Source organism: Pseudomonas graminis, from assembly GCF_004364335.1.
Classification (GTDB): domain Bacteria; phylum Pseudomonadota; class Gammaproteobacteria; order Pseudomonadales; family Pseudomonadaceae; genus Aquipseudomonas; species Aquipseudomonas graminis_D.
Window position 1 is genome coordinate 315,865 of sequence record NZ_SOCR01000001.1, and the last position, 25,239, is coordinate 341,103.

At 62.6% G+C, this 25,239-nt stretch carries 17 protein-coding genes and 1 pseudogene; 6 read left to right on the forward strand and 12 right to left on the reverse strand.

What is annotated here, in order from left to right; genetic code table 11:
- The first annotated feature begins 27 nt into the window (after positions 1-27).
- Entirely contained in the window at positions 28-657 is a 630-nt protein-coding gene (locus EC919_RS01370) for a LysE family translocator (protein WP_133770483.1), read from the forward strand.
- A 59-nt stretch (positions 658-716) separates the two neighbouring features.
- Entirely contained in the window at positions 717-1,151 is a 435-nt protein-coding gene (locus EC919_RS01375; RefSeq protein WP_133770485.1) for a GNAT family acetyltransferase, read from the forward strand.
- A gap of 75 nt (positions 1,152-1,226) precedes the next feature.
- On the opposite strand, the gene copM is transcribed toward EC919_RS01375, so the two are convergent.
- Entirely contained in the window at positions 1,227-1,568 is a 342-nt protein-coding gene (gene copM, locus EC919_RS01380; protein WP_133770487.1) for a CopM family metallochaperone, read from the reverse strand.
- A gap of 67 nt (positions 1,569-1,635) precedes the next feature.
- Between copM and EC919_RS01385 the strand changes: the two are divergent.
- A pseudogene (locus EC919_RS01385) lies at positions 1,636-1,728 on the forward strand (cyanase); the annotation flags it as partial.
- A 75-nt stretch (positions 1,729-1,803) separates the two neighbouring features.
- Here the strand turns inward: EC919_RS01385 and EC919_RS01390 are convergent.
- A complete protein-coding gene (locus EC919_RS01390; protein WP_133770490.1) occupies positions 1,804-2,772 on the reverse strand; it encodes a hypothetical protein in 969 nt (322 codons plus the stop codon).
- A 345-nt stretch (positions 2,773-3,117) separates the two neighbouring features.
- On the opposite strand from EC919_RS01390, the gene EC919_RS01395 reads away from it, so the two are divergent.
- Positions 3,118-5,778, forward strand: coding sequence for a hybrid sensor histidine kinase/response regulator (locus tag EC919_RS01395; protein WP_133770492.1), 2,661 nt, complete (start codon positions 3,118-3,120; stop codon positions 5,776-5,778).
- Positions 5,779-6,283: 505 nt separating this feature from the next.
- Complete coding sequence (locus tag EC919_RS01400) at positions 6,284-7,699, forward strand: MFS transporter (RefSeq protein WP_133770494.1); 1,416 nt, start codon at positions 6,284-6,286, stop codon at positions 7,697-7,699.
- A gap of 255 nt (positions 7,700-7,954) precedes the next feature.
- Here the strand turns inward: EC919_RS01400 and EC919_RS01405 are convergent, their stop codons facing one another.
- From EC919_RS01405 to EC919_RS01445, 9 genes are all read right to left on the reverse strand, one after another.
- On the reverse strand, positions 7,955-13,234 hold the full coding sequence (locus EC919_RS01405) for a DUF4011 domain-containing protein (protein ID WP_133770496.1): 5,280 nt from the start codon (positions 13,232-13,234) through the stop codon (positions 7,955-7,957).
- A 178-nt stretch (positions 13,235-13,412) separates the two neighbouring features.
- Complete coding sequence (locus EC919_RS01410; protein WP_133770498.1) at positions 13,413-14,606, reverse strand: ABC transporter substrate-binding protein; 1,194 nt, start codon at positions 14,604-14,606, stop codon at positions 13,413-13,415.
- On the reverse strand, positions 14,603-15,607 hold the full coding sequence (locus EC919_RS01415) for a CobW family GTP-binding protein (RefSeq protein WP_133770500.1): 1,005 nt from the start codon (positions 15,605-15,607) through the stop codon (positions 14,603-14,605). Before EC919_RS01415 ends, EC919_RS01410 begins: the two co-directional genes overlap by 4 nt.
- Positions 15,604-15,903 (reverse strand): hypothetical protein, encoded by a 300-nt coding sequence (locus EC919_RS01420; protein WP_133770502.1) that lies wholly within the window; start codon positions 15,901-15,903, stop codon positions 15,604-15,606. The genes EC919_RS01415 and EC919_RS01420 overlap by 4 nt, the downstream gene beginning before the upstream one ends.
- A 61-nt stretch (positions 15,904-15,964) precedes the next feature.
- A complete protein-coding gene (locus EC919_RS01425) occupies positions 15,965-16,711 on the reverse strand; it encodes an SDR family NAD(P)-dependent oxidoreductase (RefSeq protein ID WP_133770504.1) in 747 nt (248 codons plus the stop codon).
- Positions 16,712-16,771: 60 nt separating this feature from the next.
- Positions 16,772-17,533 carry an SDR family NAD(P)-dependent oxidoreductase gene (locus tag EC919_RS01430; RefSeq protein ID WP_133770506.1) on the reverse strand — a complete coding sequence of 254 codons (762 nt, stop codon included), beginning with the start codon at positions 17,531-17,533 and terminating at the stop codon, positions 16,772-16,774.
- Between the two features lie 24 nt (positions 17,534-17,557).
- A complete protein-coding gene (locus EC919_RS01435; RefSeq protein ID WP_133770508.1) occupies positions 17,558-18,898 on the reverse strand; it encodes an MFS transporter in 1,341 nt (446 codons plus the stop codon).
- A gap of 27 nt (positions 18,899-18,925) precedes the next feature.
- On the reverse strand, positions 18,926-19,807 hold the full coding sequence (locus tag EC919_RS01440) for a polysaccharide deacetylase family protein (RefSeq protein WP_065988813.1): 882 nt from the start codon (positions 19,805-19,807) through the stop codon (positions 18,926-18,928).
- A complete protein-coding gene (locus EC919_RS01445; protein ID WP_133770511.1) occupies positions 19,807-21,219 on the reverse strand; it encodes an amidase in 1,413 nt (470 codons plus the stop codon). The genes EC919_RS01440 and EC919_RS01445 overlap by 1 nt, the downstream gene beginning before the upstream one ends.
- Before the next feature lie 332 nt (positions 21,220-21,551).
- Here EC919_RS01445 and EC919_RS01450 point away from each other — a divergent pair, with 332 nt between their 5' ends.
- Positions 21,552-22,553 carry a GntR family transcriptional regulator gene (locus tag EC919_RS01450; RefSeq protein WP_133770513.1) on the forward strand — a complete coding sequence of 334 codons (1,002 nt, stop codon included), beginning with the start codon at positions 21,552-21,554 and terminating at the stop codon, positions 22,551-22,553.
- 1,261 nt (positions 22,554-23,814) lie between these two features.
- On the opposite strand, the gene EC919_RS01455 is transcribed toward EC919_RS01450, so the two are convergent.
- Positions 23,815-25,233 carry an efflux transporter outer membrane subunit gene (locus EC919_RS01455; RefSeq protein WP_133770515.1) on the reverse strand — a complete coding sequence of 473 codons (1,419 nt, stop codon included), beginning with the start codon at positions 25,231-25,233 and terminating at the stop codon, positions 23,815-23,817.
- Positions 25,234-25,239: the final 6 nt, after the last annotated feature.

Consider the following 25,239-nt stretch of genomic DNA (forward strand, 5'->3'; position numbering starts at 1 on the left):
GTTCGTATCGCCACGGGAAGGAACTTGATGATTGATCTCTCGGTATTACTGCTTTTCGCGGGCGCCTGCCTTGCGCTCACGCTGACACCGGGCCCGGACATGCTCTTGATCGCATCGCGGAGCATGAGCCAGGGCAGAGCGTCAGGTTTCGTTTCCCTGGCGGGCATTCAGGTAGGCACCTATTGTCACGCGCTGGCTGCCGCACTCGGGCTCTCTCAACTGTTGATCAATGTCCCCGCTGCCTACGACGCGGTGCGGTTCGCCGGGGCTGCCTACCTGGTATTTCTCGCCTGGAAAGCGTTCAGCGCCCCATCGCCGCTGCAGGCAGATGCCGACCTCGCGCCCACGCCGCTTCCGAGTATTTTCCGGCAGGGGTTGGTGACCAATCTGCTCAACCCGAAAATGGCACTGTTCGTGTTGGCGTTGTTTCCGCAGTTCGTTGATCCGACGAAAGCTTCGCTGGTCGCGCAGATGCTTATATTCGCCACCGTTTTGAATGTCATCGGTTTACTGGTGAACGGCGCAGTGATACTTCTCGCCAGTAAACTCGGGCACAAGCTGGCGGCCAATGCCCGCATTGCCAAGCGCCTCAATCAGGTACTGGGTGCGGTCTTTCTGGGCCTAGCGTGTCGGTTGGCACTGGTCTCGGGACGATAAGGTCGCGACTACCGGCGCAGAAGGTCTCATCGCCCACTCCTCTGAACAAAGGTCTGCACATGGTTGCCATTACCGACTATTCGGACACGTTTCATCGCTTGGCGGTGATCGAACTCTGGAACGCCGTGTTCGGTTACGAAACCGCCCATAACACGCCCCGCCTCGCCATCGACAAGAAGCTGGCGGTATCGGACGGTCTCTTTTTTGTTGCCATGACGAACAACGAAGTGTCGGGGACCGTTCTGGCCGGCTACGACGGCCATCGTGGATGGCTGTATGCGGTGGCGGTGCACCCCGCTCATCGCAGAAAAGGCGTAGGCATGCAGTTGGTTCGTCATGCAGAGCACGCCCTGACATTGCGGGGGTGCATGAAAATCAACCTGCAGATCGTCAGCACCAATGCAAGCGTCCAGGCGTTCTATGAGTCTATGGGTTACTCAACCGAACCGCGCATCAGCATGGGCAAGAAAATCGAATCGAACATCACCCATTGATACGCCCGGGGCAGCGCATTCCTTGCGCTGCCCCGCTGTCTGCGCTCCCCGTCAGGGGCGCAGAACTTTGCGCCCTTACTGAGCCGGATGCGCCTTCAGCCACTTCTTCATCTGCGCGATTTCCGCCGCCTGCGCCGCCACAATCTTGCGCGCCAGCTCCAGCATCTCCGGATCCTTCCCGTATTTCAGCTCGATCTTCGCCATCTCCACTGCACCTTCGTGGTGCGGGAGCATGCCGGCCGCAAACGCCACGTCGGGGTCGTCGCTCATCATGCCGTGATGCATATCGTCTTTCATGGCGCCCATTGATTGCTGATAGGCCTCATGCATCTGTTTGACGTCCTCCTTCTGGTCAGCCCTGACGGCTGTGACGGCAAGCAATGCAATGACGCTGACAACGGCGGCAATCTTTTTCATGACGGGACATCCTGGGTGAGGGTAGAAACGAAGCCGTCACGCTAGACCTTTCCATAGCGGCAAGGTCAAGCTGAACATGAAGAAAGTTGAAGACCCTGAAGGCGGCCATCGCGCAGTCATTACCCTGGACGGCACGTTTCTCCCGCTGCGTCCGTTCTAAGTTGGACCCGCTCTGAGTCGTGGGCCCGCCGACGGTCATTTCGCCTGCGCGGGCACCACGCCCAGGCTGCTTCCCTCAGCGGTAATCATCCCGTTTCAGACGATCCATCACCCCGCGCTTTAGCGCGCTGGTCGTCTGCATCTCACACGTTACTGTCCTGAACAGATAGCCGTTCGCAGTGTGTTCCGCCAACACCGCGTGACTGTCGTCGATCAGCGCCACCCACGCATCGCGAGTCCAACCGGGTATTGCACAATCCCTGGGATGGAGGTGGAAGGATGAGAACACCAGGGTTTCCTGAAGTGCGCCCTCCACATGGCGCGCGATGTATTCAAGAAAATTCATCGCAATGGTGGCGGTAAGGGTGGACCCCGCGAAGATGATTGCAAGCATCACTCGCTGCCTTTTTTCCTCCGTGCCCAGCGCATGTTTTTCCCATGCCATGAGCTTGACCCGATCGCGCATCACCAAACCGATGAATGTCGGCGTCCGTGCCGCGAGGATAATGGAGACTAGAACGACAACCACACTCAGGGACACGACTCCGATGAGAACCCAAAGAGTGACCAATATCAGGCTGGTCAGCGCTTTCTGAGCAACTGGGAATTTCGCAGGGTCAACGCGTGTCACGTTGAGGATGTAGGAATCGGCATGCGCACTGGCATAGATCCCCAGACATAACGTTGGGAGCGCCACCAGCAGCGTGATCCACCACCCGCTGGCTCTGAATTTCTCAACCAACCTGAAGTGGCGCGCTGCTATCACCGTGGATCCGAGCGCAATTGGCAGGTACAACAGTTGATCGGCATCGCGGTGAATCGCACCTCCTACACAATGCCAAAACAATAGAAACACCAAGGCACACATCGATATCACCGTCACTGCAGCCCAATACTCCTGGACCCCCCACCACCGAAAGCTGTAGTTCAGCTTCCATGGGAAATGCTTTAGATGAGTGCGGATAAACAGTGGTTTATCGGCCAGGTGATCGACCAGTGCGAGAATTGCGGCGAACAATAGGTAGCTGGCGATGTACGGAAACATGAAATGGAGGCGTCCCTTTTGGAGTGGGGCAACGTTATCTCACGAAGAACGCGGGTCTTCGATACGCCAATGCGCAATTTAGCATCACCGACAGAGCCCGCCCTCAATCATTGAACCCATTGGAAGGCGGCCCAAGCCATACCGCAAAATGGATGGCGTACACGCTGGCCGCTTCCCGGCTAAAGCCGGTCCCGCTCAAGCGCCGTGTATGGCGAATCATCCCGCTGGCCGGAACCTTGTCTTTCTGCCCGAGTCCTTTCTGAAAGCCAAATTGCATTCTGCCAGCATGCAGCGTAAAACGCTGGCCGCCGATACTGCTGGATCAGCCAGCTGGCGCAGTCCCGGATGGCGCATGGCGCATCGCCGACCTCAGGTCATAACGTTACGTTTGCAGGTGGAAAGTTGAAGCATTTGACCCGGGAAGCCCTTGAGGCTGAAGTCATGCAGTTGCGGTCGGCATTGAAGCAAAGTGAAGCCCTGAGGCTGGACAGTCTTTGCACCGGCACACGACGGAACGTTGTCGAGGGCGTGCTCGACAGTGCGGCCGAGCGCATCGCTGAAGAGGTTGCCGGGCAGGCGATCGAAGACGCGCAGATACGCTACCGCCTTGCCGTAAAAGCCACCAACGATGCGATCTGGGACTGGGACCTCAAAGAAAACCACGTCCTGTGGAACGACGCGCTGGAACGGGTCTACGGCCATCCCCTCGCCACGGTCGAAATGACCGGCGACTGGTGGATCGCGCAGATTCACCCCGATGACAGGCAGCGCATCGTCGCCTCGATCCATGACGTGATAGACGGCAGGCAGACCGGCTGGAGTGACGAGTACCGGTTTCGCCGGGTGGACGGCAGTTACGCTCAGGTCCTCGACCGTGGGCACGTCATCCGCGACGTTCACGGCAACGCCGTGCGCATGATCGGCGCCATGCTTGATCTCACGCCGATTCGCGACACCGAGGCCGCACTGCGGCAAAGCGAGGAGCGCTTCAGGACGATCCTGGAGACGGTCGATACCGCCTTCGCCATCGTTCAGGTCAAGTTCGATGCCAACGACTACCCGGTCGACTATCGCTTTGTGGAAGCCAATCCGGCATTCGAACGCGAGGCTGGCGTCAACCTGCGCGGAAAATGGGTCAGGGAATTTGCCCCGGATCTGGAGCAATTCTGGTTCGACACCTATGGACGGGTGGCCAAGACCCGTGTGCCGGCCACCTTCGAAAGCTACGCCAAGGCCTTTCAGCGCTGGTTTGACGTGCGCGCCGTGCCCGTCGGCGATCCCGCCGAATGTCAGATTGCGATCATCTTCAACGACGTGACGGGGCGGCGGGATGCCGAAGAACGTCTGCGTCAGAGCGAAGCCATCGCCCGCGCTAACGTCGAACGTGTGCAGCTGGCCCTCGCGGCCGGAGCCATTTTCGGCACCTGGCATTGGGACTTGCCCAGCGACAGTTTCACCGTCGACGAAGCGTTCGCCCGAGCCTTTGGCCTCGACCCGGTGCTGGGCTACGAGGGCCTGAGCCTTGAGCAAGTGGTGGCGACCGTGCATCCGGAAGACCGGGCGGGCCTGATGACGGCGATCAACGAAGCCATTCGTCGCGGAGGCGCCTACGCCCATCAATACCGGGTCCGTCGTGCCGACGGCAAATACTATTGGATCGAGGCAAACGGCCGCGTCAATTTCAGCGACGAAGGTGTTCCCCTGAGCTTTCCCGGTGTCTTGATCGATGTGGAGGAGCGGCGTTCGGTCGAAGCCCAGCGCGACCTCGCCACCGCCGCCCTGCGTACCCTCAATGAGACCCTTGAACAGCGCGTGGCTGAACGCACCGCAGCGTTGATGCAGGCCGAGGAAAAGCTGCGTCAGTCGCAAAAGATGGAAGCCGTGGGCCAACTCACCGGCGGGCTTGCCCATGACTTCAATAATTTGCTGGCGGGTATCTCGGGCTCCCTGGAGTTGCTGAGTGCACGGTTTGCCCAGGGTCGTCTGACGGATGTCGAGCGCTACCTGACGACGGCACAAGGCGCCACCAAACGTGCCGCCGCCTTGACTCACCGGCTGCTTGCATTTTCCCGTCGACAGACACTCGATCCCCGGCCCACCGAAATCAACAGCCTTGTCGAGGGCATGACCGAGCTGATCCGGCGTACCGTGGGGCCGAGCATCACCGTGCAGACCGTCGGATCGCCGGACAGCTGCGTCGCCCTGGTCGACGCGAGCCAGCTGGAAAATGCGCTGCTGAATCTGTGCATCAACTCCCGGGATGCCATGCAGGACGGCGGCAGCATTACCATTGAAACCCGCTGTCAGGTCGTGGGATCAGCGGAAGCACCGCTGCTGGAGGTCGCCGAGGGCGAATACCTGACCCTTAGCGTGACCGACACCGGGACCGGCATGCCGGCCAACGTCGTGGCGAAGGCATTCGACCCCTTCTTCACCACCAAACCCATCGGCCAGGGCACCGGCCTGGGCCTCTCGATGATTTACGGGTTCGCCAGGCAATCAGGGGGGCAGGTTCGCATCGCCTCCGCAGTCGGACAAGGGACGACGCTGTCCATCTACCTCCCCCGCCACCACGGAAATCCCGGCTCCAATGAAGCGCACACACAGGATGCCGCCACTCAGGCTGCAGGCATTGGTGAATCGATCCTGGTTGTGGATGATGAACCCACCGTGCGCATGCTGGTGACAGAGGTGCTGAGCGAGCTGGGCTATTCAGTCATGGAGGCGGCGGACAGTGCCAGCGGACTCAAGCTGCTGCGCTCGGACGTGCGGGTCGACATGCTCGTCACCGATGTGGGTTTGCCCGGCGGGATGAACGGACGCCAGATGGCGGACGCCGCGCGGGAGCTGCGTCCGGGACTCAAGACGCTATTCATCACCGGCTACGCCGAAAGCGCGGCCATCGGCGCCAACCAACTTGAGCCTGGCATGCATGTGCTGACCAAGCCCTTCGCCATTGAAACACTGGCCGCTCGTGTGCGTGAACTCATGCACACGGCGGTCTGATCCTCACGGCGCAAGACGCGATCAGATTTCGTCAGTGCCGGTACGGGAAGCTGAGCACCGGCAGCCGCCCGCCCGGCCTCGTGCGCAGCCATTGCGACTGCCGAAGGCAAGGGGGCAGGCCCCGGCTGGGGCCTGCCCGTCCTGCACCACACCGACTGCGAATGGAATTGTTTCGCTTCCAAACATTGACAGCCTGCCGAAACGCTCGCTATACCTACAGTGTTGTACGACGACAGACGATTACCGTCGGTTACCCCAATAATAAGAATGTCGGTCACACCATGAATCTGACGTGGGTCCCCGCCCCGAACACCCGTTTCAAAGGCGCTTCGCCGACCTTGCGCTGCCATGGCGCGCCAAGGCCGCCCGTCACGCCGCCCGGAACACTTACACAGAGCACTTGCTAGCCGTCTGACTCCAGCTCTCGAGCCTGGGAGACGTATGTGCGTGTGTTTGCCACATCCGGCAAGCGCGCATTATCCCTCCAATAATAAAAAGTGATGCCATGATCCCGAACGAGTCTACCCACCCACAAAGCATTACCCAGGCGGCCACCCGGTCCGTCGGCAAATATCGCTGGACGATCTGCGCGCTGCTGTTTTTCGCCACCACGGTCAATTACCTGGACCGTCAGGTGCTCAGCCTGCTGGCGCCGGAGCTGTCCACGACCTTTGGCTGGAGCAACACCGACTATGCCAACATTGCCTCGGTGTTTCAGTTCGTCTATGCCATCTCGATGATTTTCGCCGGGCGGCTGGTCGACAGGATTGGCACCAAAACCGCTTTCGTGGTGGCCATCAGTGTCTGGTCCACCGGCGCGGTGTTGCACGCGTTTGCGGTGCCACTGGGCCAAGGCATTGGCGCGATTACCACCGCCCTTGGGTTCGCCGCCCTTCCGGTGTCTATTGCGGGCTTCATGTTGGCGCGGGCCGTGCTGGCGGTTGGCGAGGCCGGTAACTTTCCGATCGCGATCAAAGCGGTCGCCGAATATTTCCCGAAAAAAGAACGCTCCTTCGCCACCGGCATCTTCAATTCCGGCGCCAACGTAGGCGCAATCACGGCGCCCATTTGCGTGCCACTTATCGCGGCATTCTGGGGCTGGGAATCAGCGTTCATCGTGGTTGGCCTGCTGGGTTTCGTCTGGCTGGGCGTGTGGATTTCGCTGTATGAAAAGCCGGGTCAGCAAAAGCGCCTGACGGCCGAGGAGCTGGCTTACATCCGCAGCGATGAAATCGAGTCAGTCAAGGCGGCCCCGCTGCCGGGCGCGCCTGCCACTAAAGTGTCCTGGTTCAAATTGCTCACCTATCGCCAGACGTGGGCGTTCGCCTTCGGCAAGTTCATGACCGACGGCGTGTGGTGGTTTTTCCTGTTCTGGCTGCCCACCTACCTGTCGGCCCAGTACGCGATGAAAGGCCAGGCCATCGTGCTGCCGCTGTTCGTGCTGTACAGCATGACCATGGTCGGCAGCATTGGCGGGGGCTGGTTCCCGAGCTACTTCATGGCTCGCGGTGACAAGCCGTATGACGGCCGGATGAAAGCCATGCTGGTGATCGCGCTGTTCCCGCTGGTGGTGCTGCTGGCGCAACCGTTCGGCTATATCAGCTTCTGGGTGCCCGTGCTGTTGATCGGTGTCGGCGCTTCCGCGCACCAGGCGTGGTCCTGCAACATCTTCACCACCGTCTCCGACATGTTCCCGCAGAAAACCGTGGCGTCCGTGGTCGGCATCGGTGGCATGGCGGGCGGCCTGGGCGGCGTGGTCATGACCAAGATCGGCGGCTGGGTGTTCGACTACTACAAGTCGATCAACGACATTCACACCGGCTACATGATCATGTTCGCGATCTGCGCCCTCGCCTACCTGGTGGCGTGGAGTGTGATGAAGACATTGGTACCGCGCCACAAAGAGATCACCGACCTTTAACCGGTCGTTTGAAGCCTGGCCCCGGTGTAAGCCGGGGCTGAGGCAACAAGGTGGGACCGGCTTTAGCCGGGAAAGCGTCAGACGCCACACAGCAAAAGTGATGGCGCTTGCACTGGCCTCTTCCCGGCTGAAGCCGGTCCTACGAAACCGGGTGCCGTCAGTGAGTTGATCGTGAACTCGAACGTAGGACCGGCTTTAGCCGGGAAATCAAGCAAATACAACAAGGGTCCGCTCAGGCTCGGCCAGCGCATCAACCTAACCAATCGGGGTTTCATTCACCTCGTCGTCAGCCGCAGCTTCAGGTTCCGGTAATGCTGCGAAGTTGACCAGAAGCGGGGCAACCACGGCCTCATCGGCCCGCTCGGCAGCGATGTCCCGTCGTGATTGATCCAGCAGATCGTTCAGCGCGACGTGCAGCTTTTGCAAGGCCCCCTGTTTATCCACCCACCAGTCGGTGGACCACAGCCTCAGCAGGTTCCAGCCCAGGCCACTGAGAATCGCCCCGCGCACTTTGTCCCGGTCCCGCGCAGTGGCCGCGCTGTGGTAGGTGGCACCGTCGCATTCAACACCCGCCAGATAATCGCCCGGGCGATCCGGGTGAACGATGCCCAGATCGATGCGGAAACGTGACACGCCGATCTGCGGAACGACCTGCCAGCCCAGACGCCTCAGCCCTTCGGCCACGGCCTCTTCAAACGGCGAGTCATAGCCGCCCACCGAGCCTTGTACCGCCTCGGCCAGCGCCTTCGGCCCACGCTGGGCAAACTCGATGAAGTGCTTCAGATCGCGCACGGCGCGGGCATTGGTGCGGTTAAGGTCGATCATCGACGGATCGAACGAGGTGAACACCAGCATTTCTCGCCGCGATCGGGTGATGGCGACGTTGAGCCGGCGCCAGCCGCCGTCTTTGTTGAGCGGCCCGAAGTTCATCGACATCACCGGCGCACCGGGTTCGGTGGGGCCGTAACCAATGCCGAGCATGATCAGGTCACGCTCGTCGCCCTGGACCGTTTCCAGGTTTTTGACCACCACCGGTTCGGTCTGGGTGTCCTGGAAGAACGGCTCGATCTGCGGGTATTGCTTGCGGGCCGCGTCCAGCAGGTCGTTGATCAGCTTCTGCTGATCGGAGTTGAGGGTGATGATGCCGATGGAATACCCCGCCGCCACAAACGCAGGGTCGGTGAGGCGCTTCACGGTCTCATTGACGATGGCTTGGGCTTCGGCCTGGTTATAACGCCCCTTGCCTTTCGCGTACACGCCCTCCACCTTGCGCCACTCGACCGCGCTGGCGCGGGTTTCCGCCGCCGGGAAGGTGATCAGGTTGCTGTCGTAGTAACGGTGATTGGAAAAGGCAATCAGGCTTTCATGGCGACTGCGGTAGTGCCAGCTCAAACTGTGGCTCGGCACCCCTGCCCCCAGGCATTCGTCGAGGATGCTTTCCATGTCTTCGGCGGTGTCGTCGTCGCCCGCGTTCGGACCACGGCTGAAGAAGTTGGTCGGCGGCATCTGCCGGGGGTCACCGGCGATAATCACCTGCTTGCCCCGGGCAATCGAGCCGATGGCGTCCCACGGCGCGATCTGCGACGCCTCGTCGAAGATCACCAGGTCGAATGGCGGCTGATCGGCAGGCAAAAATTGCGCAATCGACAACGGACTCATGAGCATGCACGGCGCCAGGCGATTCAGCGCATCGCCCATCTCGATCGCCAACTGCCGGACCGGTTTGTGCCGGCGCGACTTCTGCAATTCATGCTTGAGAATGGCAAAGCCGCTGCTTTTGGGAATGTCATTCTTGGACGGAATCAAGCCGCACAGTTTGGCGCGGATATAGCGCACGGTCAGTTTCGCCAGCTCGTCGTCCAGGCGCACGAACGCGCCGATGTCACTCATGTGCTCGGCCGCCACGAAATTGCGCAGCAAGGGTTCGCCGTCGATGCCCTGGGTTGCGAACCAGTGGGCATAGGCCGTGACAAAGGTCTCCTCGGTGGCAGACGGCGAAAGGCTGCCAGCTTCCAGTGCCTTAGCCAGACTCGCCAAGCCTGCTTGCGCCGACTGTTCCCTCACGCGGCACCAGTCGCACCACGCCTTGAGCTGCTCTTCCTGCTGCTGTATGGCGAGAGACGTCGCCCGAAGTGTCGCCACACTCAGGGACGTTTCAGTGCTTATGCACGCCAGCCCGGCGAACGACCGTGTGGCCGCCTCAACGCGGGACAACGCCTGCTGCAAGGTCGAGCAGGCGTTAGCGATTTGCCCACTCGGCGCCAGCATGTCGTTCGCGTCGATCACCAGACGCGCAACCGCGCCGCGCAACGCAACCAGGTGTTCGGGGGATTCGGCCAACCCGATCAGCGTTTTGCGCAAATGCTCGGCCAGGGTCACGGCCTGCAGCGTGCGCACCGGATCGCTTTTCAGGCCTTGCCAGCCAGGGATCGACTGCATGTCGCTGGCCAACCTGTCCAGTTCCACGAGCTGAGCCTGAAGGCGCTCAAAAATGGCGAGGTCGCCAACGGTGTCCGGCAGGCCCGCCGCGCCACCCAGAGAGGCGAGTTGCTTCGCCACCTTTTTCTTGGCCAGGGTCGCCAGGAACCAGAACTTGCCCTCGGCTTCGTGCCATTCGTTTCGCAGTTGCGCGACCGGTACACGACGGCACGCTTCATCGGCGTAATCGAGTGACAGGGTTTCTTCAAGCTCCCGATAGCTTTCGAGCAACTGGCAACTGCGCCGGGCCGCCTCGATACGCGCGGCAGCGTCGGGTGCAAAGGCAAATGACAGGTTCAGGCCATGGGACTCGAGCACCCGCGCTGCCAGATCATACAGCTGCCGGACCTGAGCCACTTCAGCCACCGGCAACGGCACGAGGGTCAGTGCCAACAGCCGTTCGCTGGTGGCATTCAATTCATCGAGCGCCTGGGGCACTTCCCGTGCGGCACCGGCCATCTGTGCCTGCCAGGCGTTCGACCATTGGGTCTGCGCCAGGGCACCGAATTTGCCTGACAGCTCGCGAGCGGCGCTGCCGTTGAGCCCCAGACGACGGGCGAGATCCAGCAACCCGGCGTACTCGGCGCCATCGTGTTGCGTGCCCGTTTCCCAGGCCAGCCTTGGCGTCTGAGGGCTGTGGTCGCGAACCACCCGACCGATCGACTGGTGCAGGGTCAGGCCGTTATTCCAGCGTCGGTGCAGCACGTCGACCAGTTGATTGAGCCGTGAACGCAGGGTCTGCAACCGCGCGGCTTCACGCTCCCATTCTTCGGTGCTCAACGCCTCACTGACGTCCCAGGCGCGGTCCAGTTGCTTGAGCACTTCAACCTTGGACGTCTTGCTGGAATGCAGCTCCAGGCAGAAATCGCCGAGGCCCTTTTCGGCCAGACGACGAAACACTACGTCAAGGGCCGCGCGTTTCTCTGCCACAAACAGCACACGCCGGCCGAGGGCCAGGTTGTGGGCGATCATGTTGGCGATGGTCTGGGATTTGCCGGTGCCGGGCGGGCCGTCCATGACAAAACTGTGGGTGTTGGCCGACGCCACGACCGCTGCCAATTGCGAGGAGTCCGCCGGCAAGGGTGCAAAGAGCTGAGCCGGCGTGACGGTCGCATCCAGACGCTCGGGCCGGGGGAATTCGGCCGAACCGGAAAAACCCTCACCGGCTACGTCGGGGTCCAGCAGATGCTTGACCAGAGGGCTTTGCAGCAGCTGGGCCGCGTTGGCGTTCAGGTCTTTCCACATCAGGTATTTGGCAAACGAGAAGGTACCCAGCACCAGCTCGGTGCTCACCTCGAAGCCGGGCACATCGCGCACGGCCCGGCGTACGCTGTTCCAGATGCCGGCGACATCAATGCCGCTCCCATCGCTGGGCAGCTCCCCGTCCAGCCCGGGAATCAGCAGCTCGAAATCGTGGCGCAGCAGCTCAAGCAAGGTCAGGTTGAAACGCGGTTCTTCGTCGAGCAGGCTCAACGTGACCCCGGACAAGGCGCTTTTACGTTCAAGCTTGACCGGCAGCAGAATCAGCGGCGCGGAATAGGTTTTCGGGTCATCGGCGCTTTTCTTCCATTTCAGGAAGCCGATGGCGAGGAACAGCGTGTTGGCCCCGCCTTCCTCCAGATCGCTGCGGGCCTTGCGGAACAGGTCGATCAGCGTGGCTTCCAGCTTGACCTTGTCCAGACTGGCGAGGACTTCGCCGCGCGCCAGTGCCTGACGGGCGACTTCGTCGACCAGGCTTTCGTTGTTCTGTTGCTCGTACAAAGCCTCATCACGGCCACTGCTTTTCAGATCGGGGACGGCCACCACGCGGATGCGCTGACCGCTGGAGAGCAGGTCTTCAAGGGCCGCCGGATCGGGGCACAGCAGACGCACACCTTTGGCGCTGTCCGGCACATGCAGCAGCCGGTTGCGCGTGGTCAGATCGAGCAATTTGCGTTGCCACAGGGTCAGTTTTCCGGCCGGGCCCGAGGCGTCTTCATTGATCTCGACATCGAACCCCGGCAGCGACGGCGCTTCCTCCAGCCCTTCAATCACGGGCGGTGCTTCCTCGGTGCCATCGACTGGGTTGGCGGCTGACACCAGCGCCATCGGACGAATCTTCTGCATCCGGGCGCGGTGCACATCAATGGCCATGATGAACTGCTCGTCGTTGAGCTCGCGCTCGGCGGCGGCCACTGCCCGGGAAAAACTCGGCGCAGGCGCCTGAGTCGCGAGGGTCGTCTCGAACACCAGCATCTCTTTCAAATCGAGACGCTTGCGCACGGCCGACGCTTCATCGGTCAGCAACTGAGAGAATTCCTGAGGCTGCAACCAGACGCCAGCGAACGCATGGCCTTTGGTCATGACCAGCAATGCATTCAACCCGGCCTGTTCCAGCGCAGCAGCAAACAGCAGTGCGGTGTCGAGACAAGTCGCCACGCCGTTTTCCAGCACCACGCTTGGCGGTCGGATTTTCTGGCCCTGCTGCTCGAAACTGGCGGGCGGCAACGCATAGCTCAGTTGAAAGCTGCACACCCCCGACCAGATGGCGGACGCCAGCTCCCAGGTGCGCGTGCGGGATTTGCTTTCGTAACCGTCGATGCCGTCTTTCTTGCCGGCACGGCGCAGGACTTGGGAAGCGGCTTTGAGCACGCGGTCCACCGCAGGGTCATTGGGCATGCAGAACGCGGCGAGCAGTTCCGGCATCGCGCTCAACCCACCCCATTCGGTGCGGGCGAGCAGTTCGGTGGGGACGCGCTGTTCGACAAGCACCGTCTCGCCCTGGGACACGCGCATCACCACGTCGGCGTTCAGGCTCTCAGTCAAACCGGACAGGTAACCGGCGTTCAGCTTGATGTCGCGATCAGAGATGCTGAGGCGATCACCGGCATGGATGCGGTCAATATTCCAGCTTCGGCTTTCAACGAACTCCGGGTCGGTGCTTAAGGTCAGCACCAGGTTTTCAAGGGCGGTTTCTTCCTGGTTCCAGAGGCTCAATTCACGCACGAGGGGAACGGCATTCTGGTGGGAGGCGAAGCCGATCTTGCGGGCGATCAGCGCGTCAATCTTGATGTTCATTCACAGGATCCTGAAGCTACGAGCGCTGGCCCCATGAGGGGCGCGCCAAATGGCGCCTATAGTCCATGAGTAATCGATGCTTGTGAATGTGTTTCTCGATGAGTCAGACGGCTTGCCACTGTGTCAGCGTGCCAGTGCTGCGGTCCGCAAACCCCGGTTCACCGTCTGCGGGAGCGCCTCACTGCCTGCGGGAGCCTTTGCTGCCAGCCCGCGAGATGTCACCCCAGCGGCGCACCAGGTAGTTGTGTTCATCCATGACGGCGTTCCACACCGCGATGTGGCCCATGCGCTCCTCGTAGGAGCCGCCATCGCGGACTTCACCAATGTCGATCAGCGGCAGGCCGTCGCTGCCCATGAGTTGTTCGCGGGCGGGCAATCCGGCGTACCAGTAATCCCACTCGGCCGCGCTCAGGTGTTCGCGGCTGCGGGCCGGGTTGCCTATGTAATAACCCTGGCGGGCCATGACCGCGCCGGGCCAGCCGGACAGCCACCAATTCAGGTACGCGTAGGCCGCATCGAGCACCGCGCCCTTGGCATGGCGCGACAGGGACAACCCGCCGAACCAGCCGCGATAGCCCTCGCGCGGGACCGCGACGCGGTATTTCACGCCGGCGCGGTGCAAGCGCACCAGGGTCGGCGACCATAAGCTCTGGATGTCGATCGTCGGGTGCAACATCAGCTCCGCCGCTTCTTCATCGTCGGACCAGAACGCGCCGAACATGCCCTGCCCCTGCTTGCGCACGAGGATGTCGGCCAGCACGTCGATCTCTTCGATGCTCAGGTTGCCGATGTCGCGGAACTGCGCCAGGCCCGCGCCTTGCACGGCGAGTGCGGCGTCCAGCGCGCCAATGGCCGCGTCACTTTGCAGCGCGACCCGCCCGCACCACGCCGGATCGACCAGCCAGCCCCAGCTTTCGTCCGCCGGACTGAAGCCGGCGGGAAGGCGCTCGGGTCGATAGGCAAAACTGTCGGCATTGTGGGTCAGCGGCAACATGCTGATCCGTTCGCTCACCGCGCTGCCGAGGCTGCCGTCGTGCTGCACGAACAGACGCTCGCTGGGCACGCTGCCGCTGCCGAGCCGGTCACTGGCCGACAGCCTGCCGCGTTTGGGCAGGTCGTTGATTTCGTGCCACAGGGCGACGCGGCGCGTGTCGATGGGCTGGATGGCCCGCGCGGGCCAGACGAAATCCACGTTGTGGAACCACTGGTCATAGAGATCGTAACTGTCGGGCTGCATGACCGCGATGCGCTGGGCGGTCTGCACGTCATGCACCTGATACACCAGCTTGAGGCCGAGGTCTTCTTCGGCGCGAACCCGCAGGGATTCGAGCAGCGTCACCGAGGTGCCCAGGACCCGCAGCGTTACCGTCATGCCAGCGCTTCCCGGGGTGCCGGCGCCAGGCGTTCAATGAACACTTCGAACGAGCGGCGCAGCAGCACGGTATCCAGCCCACGCACGATAAACACCAACCGCGAACGGTGGTCGTCGCCGGGCCATTGCGGCAGGTGCACCGGCGCGTGCAGGCAATGCTGCACGCCATGAATAACGACGGGGGCGTGGCTGTTGTTCACGTTGAGCAGTCCTTTGACGCGCAGGATTCGTTCGCCGTGGGATCTTAGCAGCATGGACAGCCAGACCCCGAACGCGACCCAGTCCAGCGGGCGTTCAAAGGTCAGGCAGCAGACCTGCGCCTCGCCGTGACGGGCGGCGGTCGAGCGCACGGCCATCAGGTGCCAGCGCGCGACTTCCTGCGCGGGTTCACCGCTGTGCAGCCCGTCACCGAGCAGCAGTTGATCACCGCTCTGAATGGAATCCGTGGTCAGCACCGGCGCAGGATTGATCGACTGCAAACGCCGCTGCAGCGTTTGCAGCGCCTCGTCATCGGCGAGGTCGGTCTTGCTGATCAGCAGTCGGTCGGCAGCGGCGACCTGGGCCATCCACTCCGGGTGCAGGCGTTCCTGCAGTGCTGCGTGGCTGGCATCGACCACGGTCACCACCAGCCCGACATGCACCCGTCCGCGCAAGTGCGGGTCATTGTTTATCGTCGCCAGAATGGGCGCCGGATCGGCCAGTCCGGTGGTCTCCAGCAGGATGCGTCGGAAGGCCGGCACTTCGCCTCGAGCGCGGCGCTGAAGCAAGTCGGTCAGCGCGTCTCGCAGTTCGCCGCGAATCGAGCAACAGACGCAGCCGCTGGGCAGCAGGACGGTGTCCGGCGCGACCTCTTCCACCAGCAGGTGATCAATGCCGACGTCGCCGAACTCATTGATCAGCAGCGCCGTGTCGCCGAGGGTTTCGTCCTGCAGCAGGCGCTTGAGCAAGGTGGTCTTGCCGCTGCCGAGAAAACCGGTGATGACGTTCAGCGCGATGCTCATGGGTGCTGCTCCAGATGGTCCAGCAGACGTTCATCCAGTGGGTCCAGCGGGCGCCCGATCAATTGCTCGGCCCGTTGCCACAATTGGTCGAGGCCGCTGGCCAATTCCTGCTTGCCGGTGGCGCCAAGCAGCAGATAGGAGACGCCTTGAAAGTCTTCGACCTTCAAACGAAACGGCGCCACCACTGTGTTGATCGCGGCAATCCGGCGCAGGCGTTCGCGGCGTCGGGGCAGTTCGTCGCCCAGCGGGTCGCTCCAGTGCACGTCTTCGCCCAGCAGGCCGCAGAGTCCACACATGGTTATTCGCTCCTTTTTTAGCGCCTGGGTTATTCGTTGCGGTTTGATTCGTTCGTGGGAATCAGGGCATCACATCGCCGGAATTTGGCCCCAGGGTCTGGCCGACGAACAGATTGCCCCCGGGCTCGCTGGCCAGCAGCACGGCGACAGGCGCCACTTCTTCCGCCAGACCAAAGCGCCCCAGGGGCAGCTCCGCCGACTTGGCGCTTTTCCACGCGCTGCTGATCCCGGCCACCAGCGGCGTTTCGATCGGGCCCGGCGCGATGGCATTCACCAGCACGTTGTCCTTGGCCACTTCCAGGGCAAGGGATTTGGTAAAGCCGATCACCCCGGCCTTGGCCGCCGCGTAATGGGTCAGCTCGGCGCCGCCCTTGATGCCCAACTGTGACGCGACGTTGATGATGCGGCCCCAGCGCTGCGCCAGCATGTGCGGCAAGGCGCGCTGACTGGCAATGAACACGCTGGTCAGGTCGACGCGCAGCATGTCATTCCACATGTCCAGGGTCAGGTCGACACAGCGGCGCTGGGTGAGCATGCCGGCGTTGTTGACCAGAATATCGATGCCGCCAAAGTGCTGAACACAGGCATCGACACTGGCCTGTGCGCCCTCGACGGTGCCGACATCTCCCACGCTTTCAACCACCTCGACGCCCAGTTCGCGGCAGTGTTGGGCGGTGTTTGCCAGGGTGACGGCGTCGCGATCGGCCAGGACCAGGCGCGCGCCCTGCTCGGCATACGCCCACGCGATGGCGGCACCTATCCCGCTGCCTGCGCCGGTGATGACCGCGCGTTTATTGACCAGTTGCATGGTGTTTCCTCTTTCAGTCTGCGGCGTGTGGCGCAATCAGCAGTCGATCAGCGCTGCGCCCTACTCCGGCCAACGCACGGTCAAGCCGCCATCGATGACGATGCTTTGTCCGGTGAGATAACTGGATTCCTCGCTGCACAGGAATCGCACCAGTGAGGCGACTTCATCGGCCCGACCGACACGGCCCAGCGGGATGGCACGGGCCGCTTTGGCAAGGCCTTCCGGCCCCAGTGAGTTTTTGCTGTCCAGCGATTGCGGCGTCTCGATCAAACCCGGAATCACCGCGTTGCAGCGAATCCCCCGGGGCGCCAGTTCCACCGCCAGTGAGCGGCACAACCCTGGCACACCGGCTTTGGCGGCGGCGTAGTGCGAGTGGTCCTGCCAGCCATAGACGCCCCCGGCAATCGACGAGATGGCCACCATCGAGCCGCCCTCGCCCATGTGCCGGGCCGCCGCGCGGAAGGTGCGCATCACGCCGGTGAGATCGACGTCGAGCATCTCGTTCCAGCGCTCGTCGGTCATTTCCAGCAACGGTGCGCGGCGCAGCAGGCCGGCATTGGCGACGGCGTAATCGATGCGACCGAAGCGGCTGATCGCCTGCTCGGCCAGGGCGTCCACCGAGGCCGTCCGGGTCACGTCCAGCTCCGCCATCAGGCATTCGCCACCTGCGTCAGCGACCAGTTGCGCCGTGATGCCCGGGTCATGGGGGTCGGCCGGGTAATAGCCGCCGACCACCGCGACGCCCCTGTGCGCGAAGGCCACCGCCAGGGCTTGGCCGATCCCGCTGGCGGCCCCGGTAATCAACGCTACTCTGCGAGTCATGTTCAGCTCCTTATTGGACGGTTGCTATTGGACTGTTTCTGGCCGCACATGGCGGGCGGCGAACATCAGTACACCGGACAGGAAGCACGGCACGGCACCGAAATACAGCGCCGAGGTCTGCCAGTCGCCACCCGCGCTCAACACCGAGGTCGCGCCGAAGCCTGCGACCACCGCGCCGAGCGGGCCCATCGCGTGGATGATGGCGCCGCCGGTGGCGCGGATGCTGGTCGGGAAGCTCTCGCTGATGAAAAACAGGGCGGCGGAATACGGACCGATCAGGAAGAACAGCCCCAGGCTGTACAGGCCGACCACCGTCGGCATGTTGCTGGGGCCGAAGAGCATGCCGGCGAAGGACAGGCCGCCGAGCATCCAGCCCAGGCCGATGACGTTGCGCCGGCCGATCTTGTCGCCCATCCAGCCGTGGCTCAGGTAACCGCAGTAGCCCACCAGGTTCGACAGCACCAGGATGATCAGCGAGTTCTCGAAGGAGATGTGATGCACGCTGACGATCACGGAGGTGCCCAGCACGCTGAACACCTGAATCGCCGCCCAGTTGAGCAGGATCGCCGCGCCGATCACCAGCGTCGCCCGGCGCGAGGTGCCCCGGAACGCAGCGCCGATGCCGGCGGTGCGATGCTCTTCGTAATCCACGCCGTAGGTCATCGCCACTTGCCTGGCCTGTTCAGCGTCGCCGGCCTTGCGCAGTTGGGTGATGCGCTGATGAATCTGGAACTGTGGGCTTTCCTTGAGCTTGCGCGCCATGAACGCGATGACCAGCGCCGGGATCGCGGCGAATACGAAGCAGCCCTGCCAGCCGATGACCGGCAGCAGCACGGCAGTCAACCCGGCGGCAATCAATGCGCCCACCGGCCAGCCGCCCTGCACCAGGCTGTAGATGAAGCCACGGCGTTTGGCCAGCCGCGGGTCTTCGGAGGCCGCATAGATCTCGCTGAGGTACGTCGCGTTGACCGTTTCTTCGGCGTAACCCAGCCCGCTCAGGGAGCGGATCAGGATCAGCGGCGACTTGCCCCATGACCCGCCCAGCGCCGTCAGCGCCGAGCAGATCGCGGAACCGGTGACCGTGAAAATGATGCCCATGCGTCGGCCGAGGCGATCCACCAACGGCCCGATGGCCAGTGCGATAACCGCCGTGCCGACCGCGGCCCAGGTGGCGATTTCCGCCTGTTCCGCTTCGCCCCACTGAAAGTGCCGGCCGATTTCCGGCAGCAAGGTGCCGAACAGGATGAAGTCGTACACCGCAAAGACCCACGCGAAGAAGGCGATCCAGGTGGCGTAGCGCACTTCTTCGGAGGTCAGTTGCCGGGGTTTCCAGCCGGTCAGATCAAGCTTGTTGTAGATGGACATGGGTCACGCCTCGGAATGAAGGGGCAATCAGCTGTGGCGAGGATTACGGCGGACGAAGTCATCGGCGATTTCGTCGAACGTGACGAACTTGACGCCGGCGTGACTCTGGATGTGCTCGATCAGCCGCTCCAGCATCAGCAGCACTTGCGGGCGACCGGAGACGTCCGGGTGGATGGTCATGGTGAATACAGCGTGCTCGTGCTCGCGGTAAACCCAGTCGAACTGGTCGCGCCACATCTCTTCCAGATGCCGCGGGTTGACGAAGCCGTGGCTGTTGGGCGCCTTTTTGATGAACATCATCGGCGGCAGGTCATCGAGGTACCAGTTGGCCGGGATCTCCACCAGGTCGGTTTCCTGACCGCGCACCAGCGGTTTCATCCAGGTGTCGGGGTGCTGGGTGTAATCGATCTTGGTCCAGCTGTCGCCCACGCGCACGTAGTACGGATGGAAGTCGTTGTGCATCAGGCTGTGGTCGTACTTGATGCCCTTCTTGAGCAGCAGCTCGTTGGTGACCTTGCTGAACTCCCACCAGGGCGCGACGTAGCCGGTCGGACGCTTGCCGGTCATTTGCGTGATCAGCTCGATGGACTTGTCGAGGACGATTTCTTCCTGCTCGGGCGTCATGGCGATCGGGTTTTCGTGGCTGTAGCCGTGCACGCCGATCTCGTGACCGGCGTCGAACACGGCCTTCATCTGCTCGGGAAACGTCTCCATCGAGTGCCCGGGCACGAACCAGGTGGTGCGCAGGCCGTAGCGCTCGAACAGCTTGAGCAGGCGCGGCGCACCGACCTCCCCCGCAAACAGGCCACGGGAAATGTCATCCGGCGAATCCTCGCCACCGTAGGAACCCAACCAGCCTGCTACGGCGTCTACGTCGACGCCGAAAGCGCACAAGATTTCTTTAGCCATCATCGTTCTCCAGTGGAGTTATCGGATTCTTCGTTTCGGAACGTGCGCAGCGCGGCTTCGACGGCCAGTGCAGCGCGCAATAAACGGGAGTCTTCGCCGCTGGGCGCGCTGATCAGAACGCCGGTGGGCAGGCCGAGGGCGTCACAGCCACTGGGCAGCGACACGCCCGGCATGTCCAGCAAACTGCCCGGCATGGTCAGGCGCAACGTGGCCAGGTTGGTGCGGACGAACAGGTCATCGTCACTGAGCAACGGCGTGAGCGGCGGCGCCACATGGGCCACGCTCGGGGTGATCAGAAACGCGCCATCGAGTTCGTCGCTCATCTGTTGCTGAAGACGCTCGCGGGCGCTGTAGAGGTTGATCAAGTGGCTGGCCGGGAACGCCCGCGCCGCTTCAAGACGGCGGCGTACGCGAGGGTCAAGTTGCGCGGCGGCATCGCTGTCGAGCAAGGGCTGATGCAGGGCGAAGGCTTCTGCCGCGCCGAGCCAGCCTTGCTGCTGGATCAGATCCAGCGTGGCCTGAAAGGCAGGCGAAGGACGCACCTCGATCAGCGCGCCTTGGGCCTGCATTGCGCTCACACAGCGCAGCAGATTGTCGCGCACGGAGGCCTCGACGCGGTCGTCCTCAAGGACCGCCTGATCGAGCCGGAACCGCTGGCCTGCCAACGGGCGTGGCAGCAAAGCGGTCGGCTTTGTGCGCCCCCGCAGGATGTCGTCAATGGCCACGGCGTCGCGCACGCTGCGGGTCAGCGGGCCGAGGCTGTCGAGGGTGTGCGCGAGGGGAAAGACGCCGTCGCGGCTGTAGCGCCGGCAACTGCTGCGAAAGCCCACCAGGCCGTTGAAGGCGGCCGGGATGCGGATCGAGCCGGCGGTGTCGGTGCCCATGGCGATGGGCACGATACCCGCTGCGACTGCCACCCCGGAGCCTGACGAAGAACCGCCCGGAATGCGCGGCTGGTCATGCCCGAGTGGGTTATGCGGCGTGCCGAAATGCGGGTTCAGACCCAGGCCCGAGTAGGCAAATTCACTGAGGTTGGTTTTGCCGACACTGACCATCCCGGCCCGTGACAGCAGGCCAACGCTCTGCGCATCCAGCATCGCCGGCGCGCACTCACGGCGCAGCGCAGCGCCTGCGGTGGTCGGGCTGCCGGCCACGTCGAACAGGTCTTTCCAGGCGATGGGCACGCCGTCCAGCGCGCTCGCCGGTTGCCCGGCCTTCCAGCGTGCGGCGGAGGCTTCTGCTTCGCGGCGCGCCCGGTCGGTGCAGAACGAAATGAATACGTCATCGACGGCGGAGGCCTTCGCTCGCACTGTGTCCAGGGCCGCTATCGGGTCGCTCGTTCCGCTGGCGAACGCTTCGGCCATTGCCAGCGCATCGGCGAGTGTCGGATCAGGGAAGCGGGGGTTGGACATTTCATCTACCCTTTAATGTACATATTAGGAGAATGTACATTTATCAAAGGCAGAAAGCGTGCCAGAGTCGGCCTGTGCTTATCCATGACGCGATGGATGCGCGAGATGCCGGGCCAGGACCGCCGGGTTAGATACGTTGCCGGGATTTGACCTCAGTCCGAATATCCAGGCGGTCAAGCGTCATCGAGCAAATACCGTCGAGAATGGATATTTACGCAAAGGTACGTTTTAGTGCAGAAAAGTAACAACGGCTCCAATACCGTGCGTTTTGCCGTGTCCCGCAGTGACGCTCTGTCTTGTGCGAGAATCGCCGCCCGCCTTCCGAGAAGTGTATGAAATCGATGTCCGCCGAGGATTCCCGCACCGCGTCCCGCTACGCCACGATCCGACAAGTCCTGCGCGATGCCATCGTCAACGGTGACGTGGTGGAAGGATTGGTGCTGCTCGAAGCGCCGCTGGCCGAGCTGTTCGGCACCAGCCGGGTGCCGGTGCGCCGGGCGCTGGACTTGCTTCATGAAGAAGGCCTGATCAGCCGGTTCGACGGGCGCGGTTATCTGGTCAATCCCAACGGCGTCGATGTGCAGCCCATGCGCCTGGCCCTGACCCATCATCAACTCGGGCTCGATAGCAGTGAAGAACTGGTCGACACCCGCCCCCTCGGCGAACGGATTTTCGAGGAAATCGGCGCGGCGTTATCGACCTGTATCGCGTTCGGTCATTATCGACTCGATGAGCAGATTGCGGCCGAACACTATGGCGTCAGCCGGGCCGTGGTGCGCGAGGCGCTGATGCGTCTGCGTGATCGCGGGCTGGTGGAGAAAGAACCCTACTCCCAATGGCTGGCAGGGCCGCTGACCGCTCGGGAAGTGACCGAAGATTATGAACTGCGGGCGTGCCTGGAGCCTGAAGCGCTGCGCCAGACCGCGCCGGGCTTGAGCCGGGACGACCTGGCCGCCATGCTCGCCCGGGTCGACGCCGCGCAGAACAATGCGCAGTGCAGCCTGGCAGACATCGAGCGACTGGAAGAAGACCTGCATCACCACTGCCTGGCCGGCATTACCAACCGCAAGATTGCGACGCTGATCCGCCAGGGCCAGAGCCCGATGATCATCAGCCGGATCTTCTATAGCCAGTTGGGCATCGGCCCCGACGAAGCGATGCTGGCCGAACACCGGTTGATCCTCGAATTACTGCTGCATGGCGCATTCGATGCCGCCGCGTTGAACCTCAAGGAACACCTCAACCGCGCCCGTCAACGCATGCTGCAACGGCTGAAAGTGTTGTCGGTGCTACCTGAGCAGCCGGTCCCCAAGTATCTGACTCGACTCAGCTGAACCTCGTGCGTACGGCCGACATTCCGGGTGCCGCGCAGATCCGGTGTAGGAGCGCGCTTGCCCGCGAAGGCGTCGGTACAGACGACAGAAATGCGTCGGATGTACCACCCATTCGCGGGCAAGCGCGCTCCTACAGGTTATGTGTTCGCCGCAGATATCTGTGTGTTGTCACCCTTCTACGGGCTATTCGTTCACCCACAAGACGGTATCCATCGGTCATTCACACGCCGCGAATTTTCGGCCGAATGGAGATCCGGTGTAGGAGCGCGCTTGCCCGCGAAGGCGTCGGTACAGACGATAAAAATGCGTCGGATGTACCACCCATTCGCGGGCAAGCGCGCTCCTACAGGTTATGTATTCGCCGCGGATATCCGTGTGTAGTCACGCTTCTACGGGCTATTCGTTCACCCACAAGACGGTATCCATCGGTCATTCACACACCGCGAATTTTCGGCCGAATGGAGATCCCTTGCAGGAGCGCGCTTGCCCGCGAAGGCGTCGGTACAGACGACAAATATGCGTCGGATGTAGCACCCATTCGCGGGCAAGCGCGCTCCTACAGGTTATGTGTTCGCCGCAGATATCTGTGTGTTGTCACGCTTCTACGGGCTATTCGTTCACCCACAAGACGGTATCCATCGGTCATTCACACACCGCGAATTTTCGGCCGAATGGAGATTCGGTGTAGGAGCGCGCTTGCCCGCGACGGCGCCGGTACAGACGATAAACATGCGTCGGGTGTACCACCCATTCGCGGGCAAGCGCGCTCCTACAGGTTAGGTATTCGCCGCAGATATCTGTGTGTTGTCACGCTTCTACGGGCTATTCGTTCACCCACAAGACGGTATCCATCGGTCATTCACACGCCGCGAATTTTCGGCCGAATGGAGATCCCTTGCAGGAGCGCGCTTGCCCGCGAAGGCGTCGGTACAGCCGATAAAAATGCGTCGGGTGTACCACCCATTCGCGGGCAAGCGCGCTCCTACAGGTTATGTGTTCGCCGCAGATATCTGTGTGTAGTTCGGCCGTGGGAGTGGGTGTGAACCGCACAATTGATGGCGAACACAACGGCCCCTTCCCGGCTGAAGCCGGTCCCACTGAGATCAAAAGCATCGTCCACTCACACACCGCGCGCATTCGTAGGACCGGCTTTAGCCGGGAAGGCGTCAGGTCCAGCACCGCAGAATTGATAGCGCACGCACCCGGCCTCTTCCCGGCTAAAGCCGGACCCACTTAGATCAAAAGCAGCGTCCTCCTGAAATCACTCGGTCACCCACGACCCACCCAATGCAGCCTGTAACTGCACACTGGTAATCAACTGCGTGGCCACCAGGTTGAGCAGGGTCTGGCGTTCGTTCAGGCTGGTGGCCTGGGTGGTGGCGACGTCGAGGTAGTCGATGACGCCCGCCTCGTACTGATCACGACTCACCGCTGCAGAGTCTTCCGCCGACTGCGCGGAATTGCGTCGGGCTTCCAATTCCGGCTCCAGGGTGCGCAGTTCGACCAGGTAATCCTCGACTTCACCCAGACCGGTCAGCACCGTCTGGCGATAGGTCGCGACGGTCGCGTCATAGGCATGACGGGCCTGTTCGACGCTGGCGCGGGTGGCGCCAAAATCGAGAATCGTGCCGGTCAGGCTCGGGCCGATCGACCAGAATCGGTTGGGCAGCGAGAACAGGTGGCTCAGGGTTGAACTCTGGTAGCCGCCACTGGCGCTCAACGTCAGGTCCGGGTAATACGCCGCTGTGGCCACCCCGACCGCGGCGTTGGCAGCGGCCATTTGCCGTTCGGCGGCGGCGATGTCCGGGCGACGCTCCAGCAAGCGGCTGGGCACGCCCAATGGCACGCCGGGCACGTGGTACTGCCAGGCCGGGTCCGCGGCCAAAGCGAAGTCCGCCGGCGGTTTGCCCATCAGCAACGCGATGGCGTGCTCGTACTGGGCGCGCTGCCACTGCAAGTCGAGCATCGAGGCCTGGGCGCTGTGCAATTGGGTTTTGCCCGTCGCCAGATCGGCCCGCGAGGAGATCTGCTCGTCGTACTTGTTCTGGATGATTTGCAGGTAGCGCTGGTAGCCGGCGATGGTCTCGCGGTACAGCGCGATACGCCGGTCCAGCAGACGCAGCTGGAAGTAATTCTGCGCCAGCGACGATTGCGCACTGAGGGTGGCGTTGGCCAGGTCGGCAGCGCTGGCCTGCGCGCTGGCGCGGTCCTGTTCGTTGGTGCGGCGCAGTCTGCCCCAGATATCCGCTTCCCAACTCAGGTCCAGGGTGGCCGAATGCACCTTGCTGACACCCCCTGCCCCGCTGGACGACGAGCCGCTGGCGGACTCACTGCGGCTGCTCGCCCCGGTGCCGGTCAACGTCGGGAATTCTTCGGCGCGGGACTGACGCACCAGCGCCAGGGCCTGCTGGTACTGCGCGGCGTAGACCGCGACGTTCTGGTTATTGAGCTGCACCTGCGACACCAGCGCATTCAGTTGCGGGTCCTGATAAAGCGCCCACCACGGCCCCTTGGGCAACTCATCCTGCGGGCTCGCCGCTTTCCAGCCCTGGGCTTCCTTGAAGGTGGCGGAGATCGGCGCACTCGGTTTCTGGTAGTCGGGGCCGACCATGCAGCCCGTTAACAACGTGCCGGTCAGCAGCAGAGCGATGGACAGACGGGAGGGCAGCAAAGCGTTCATTCATTC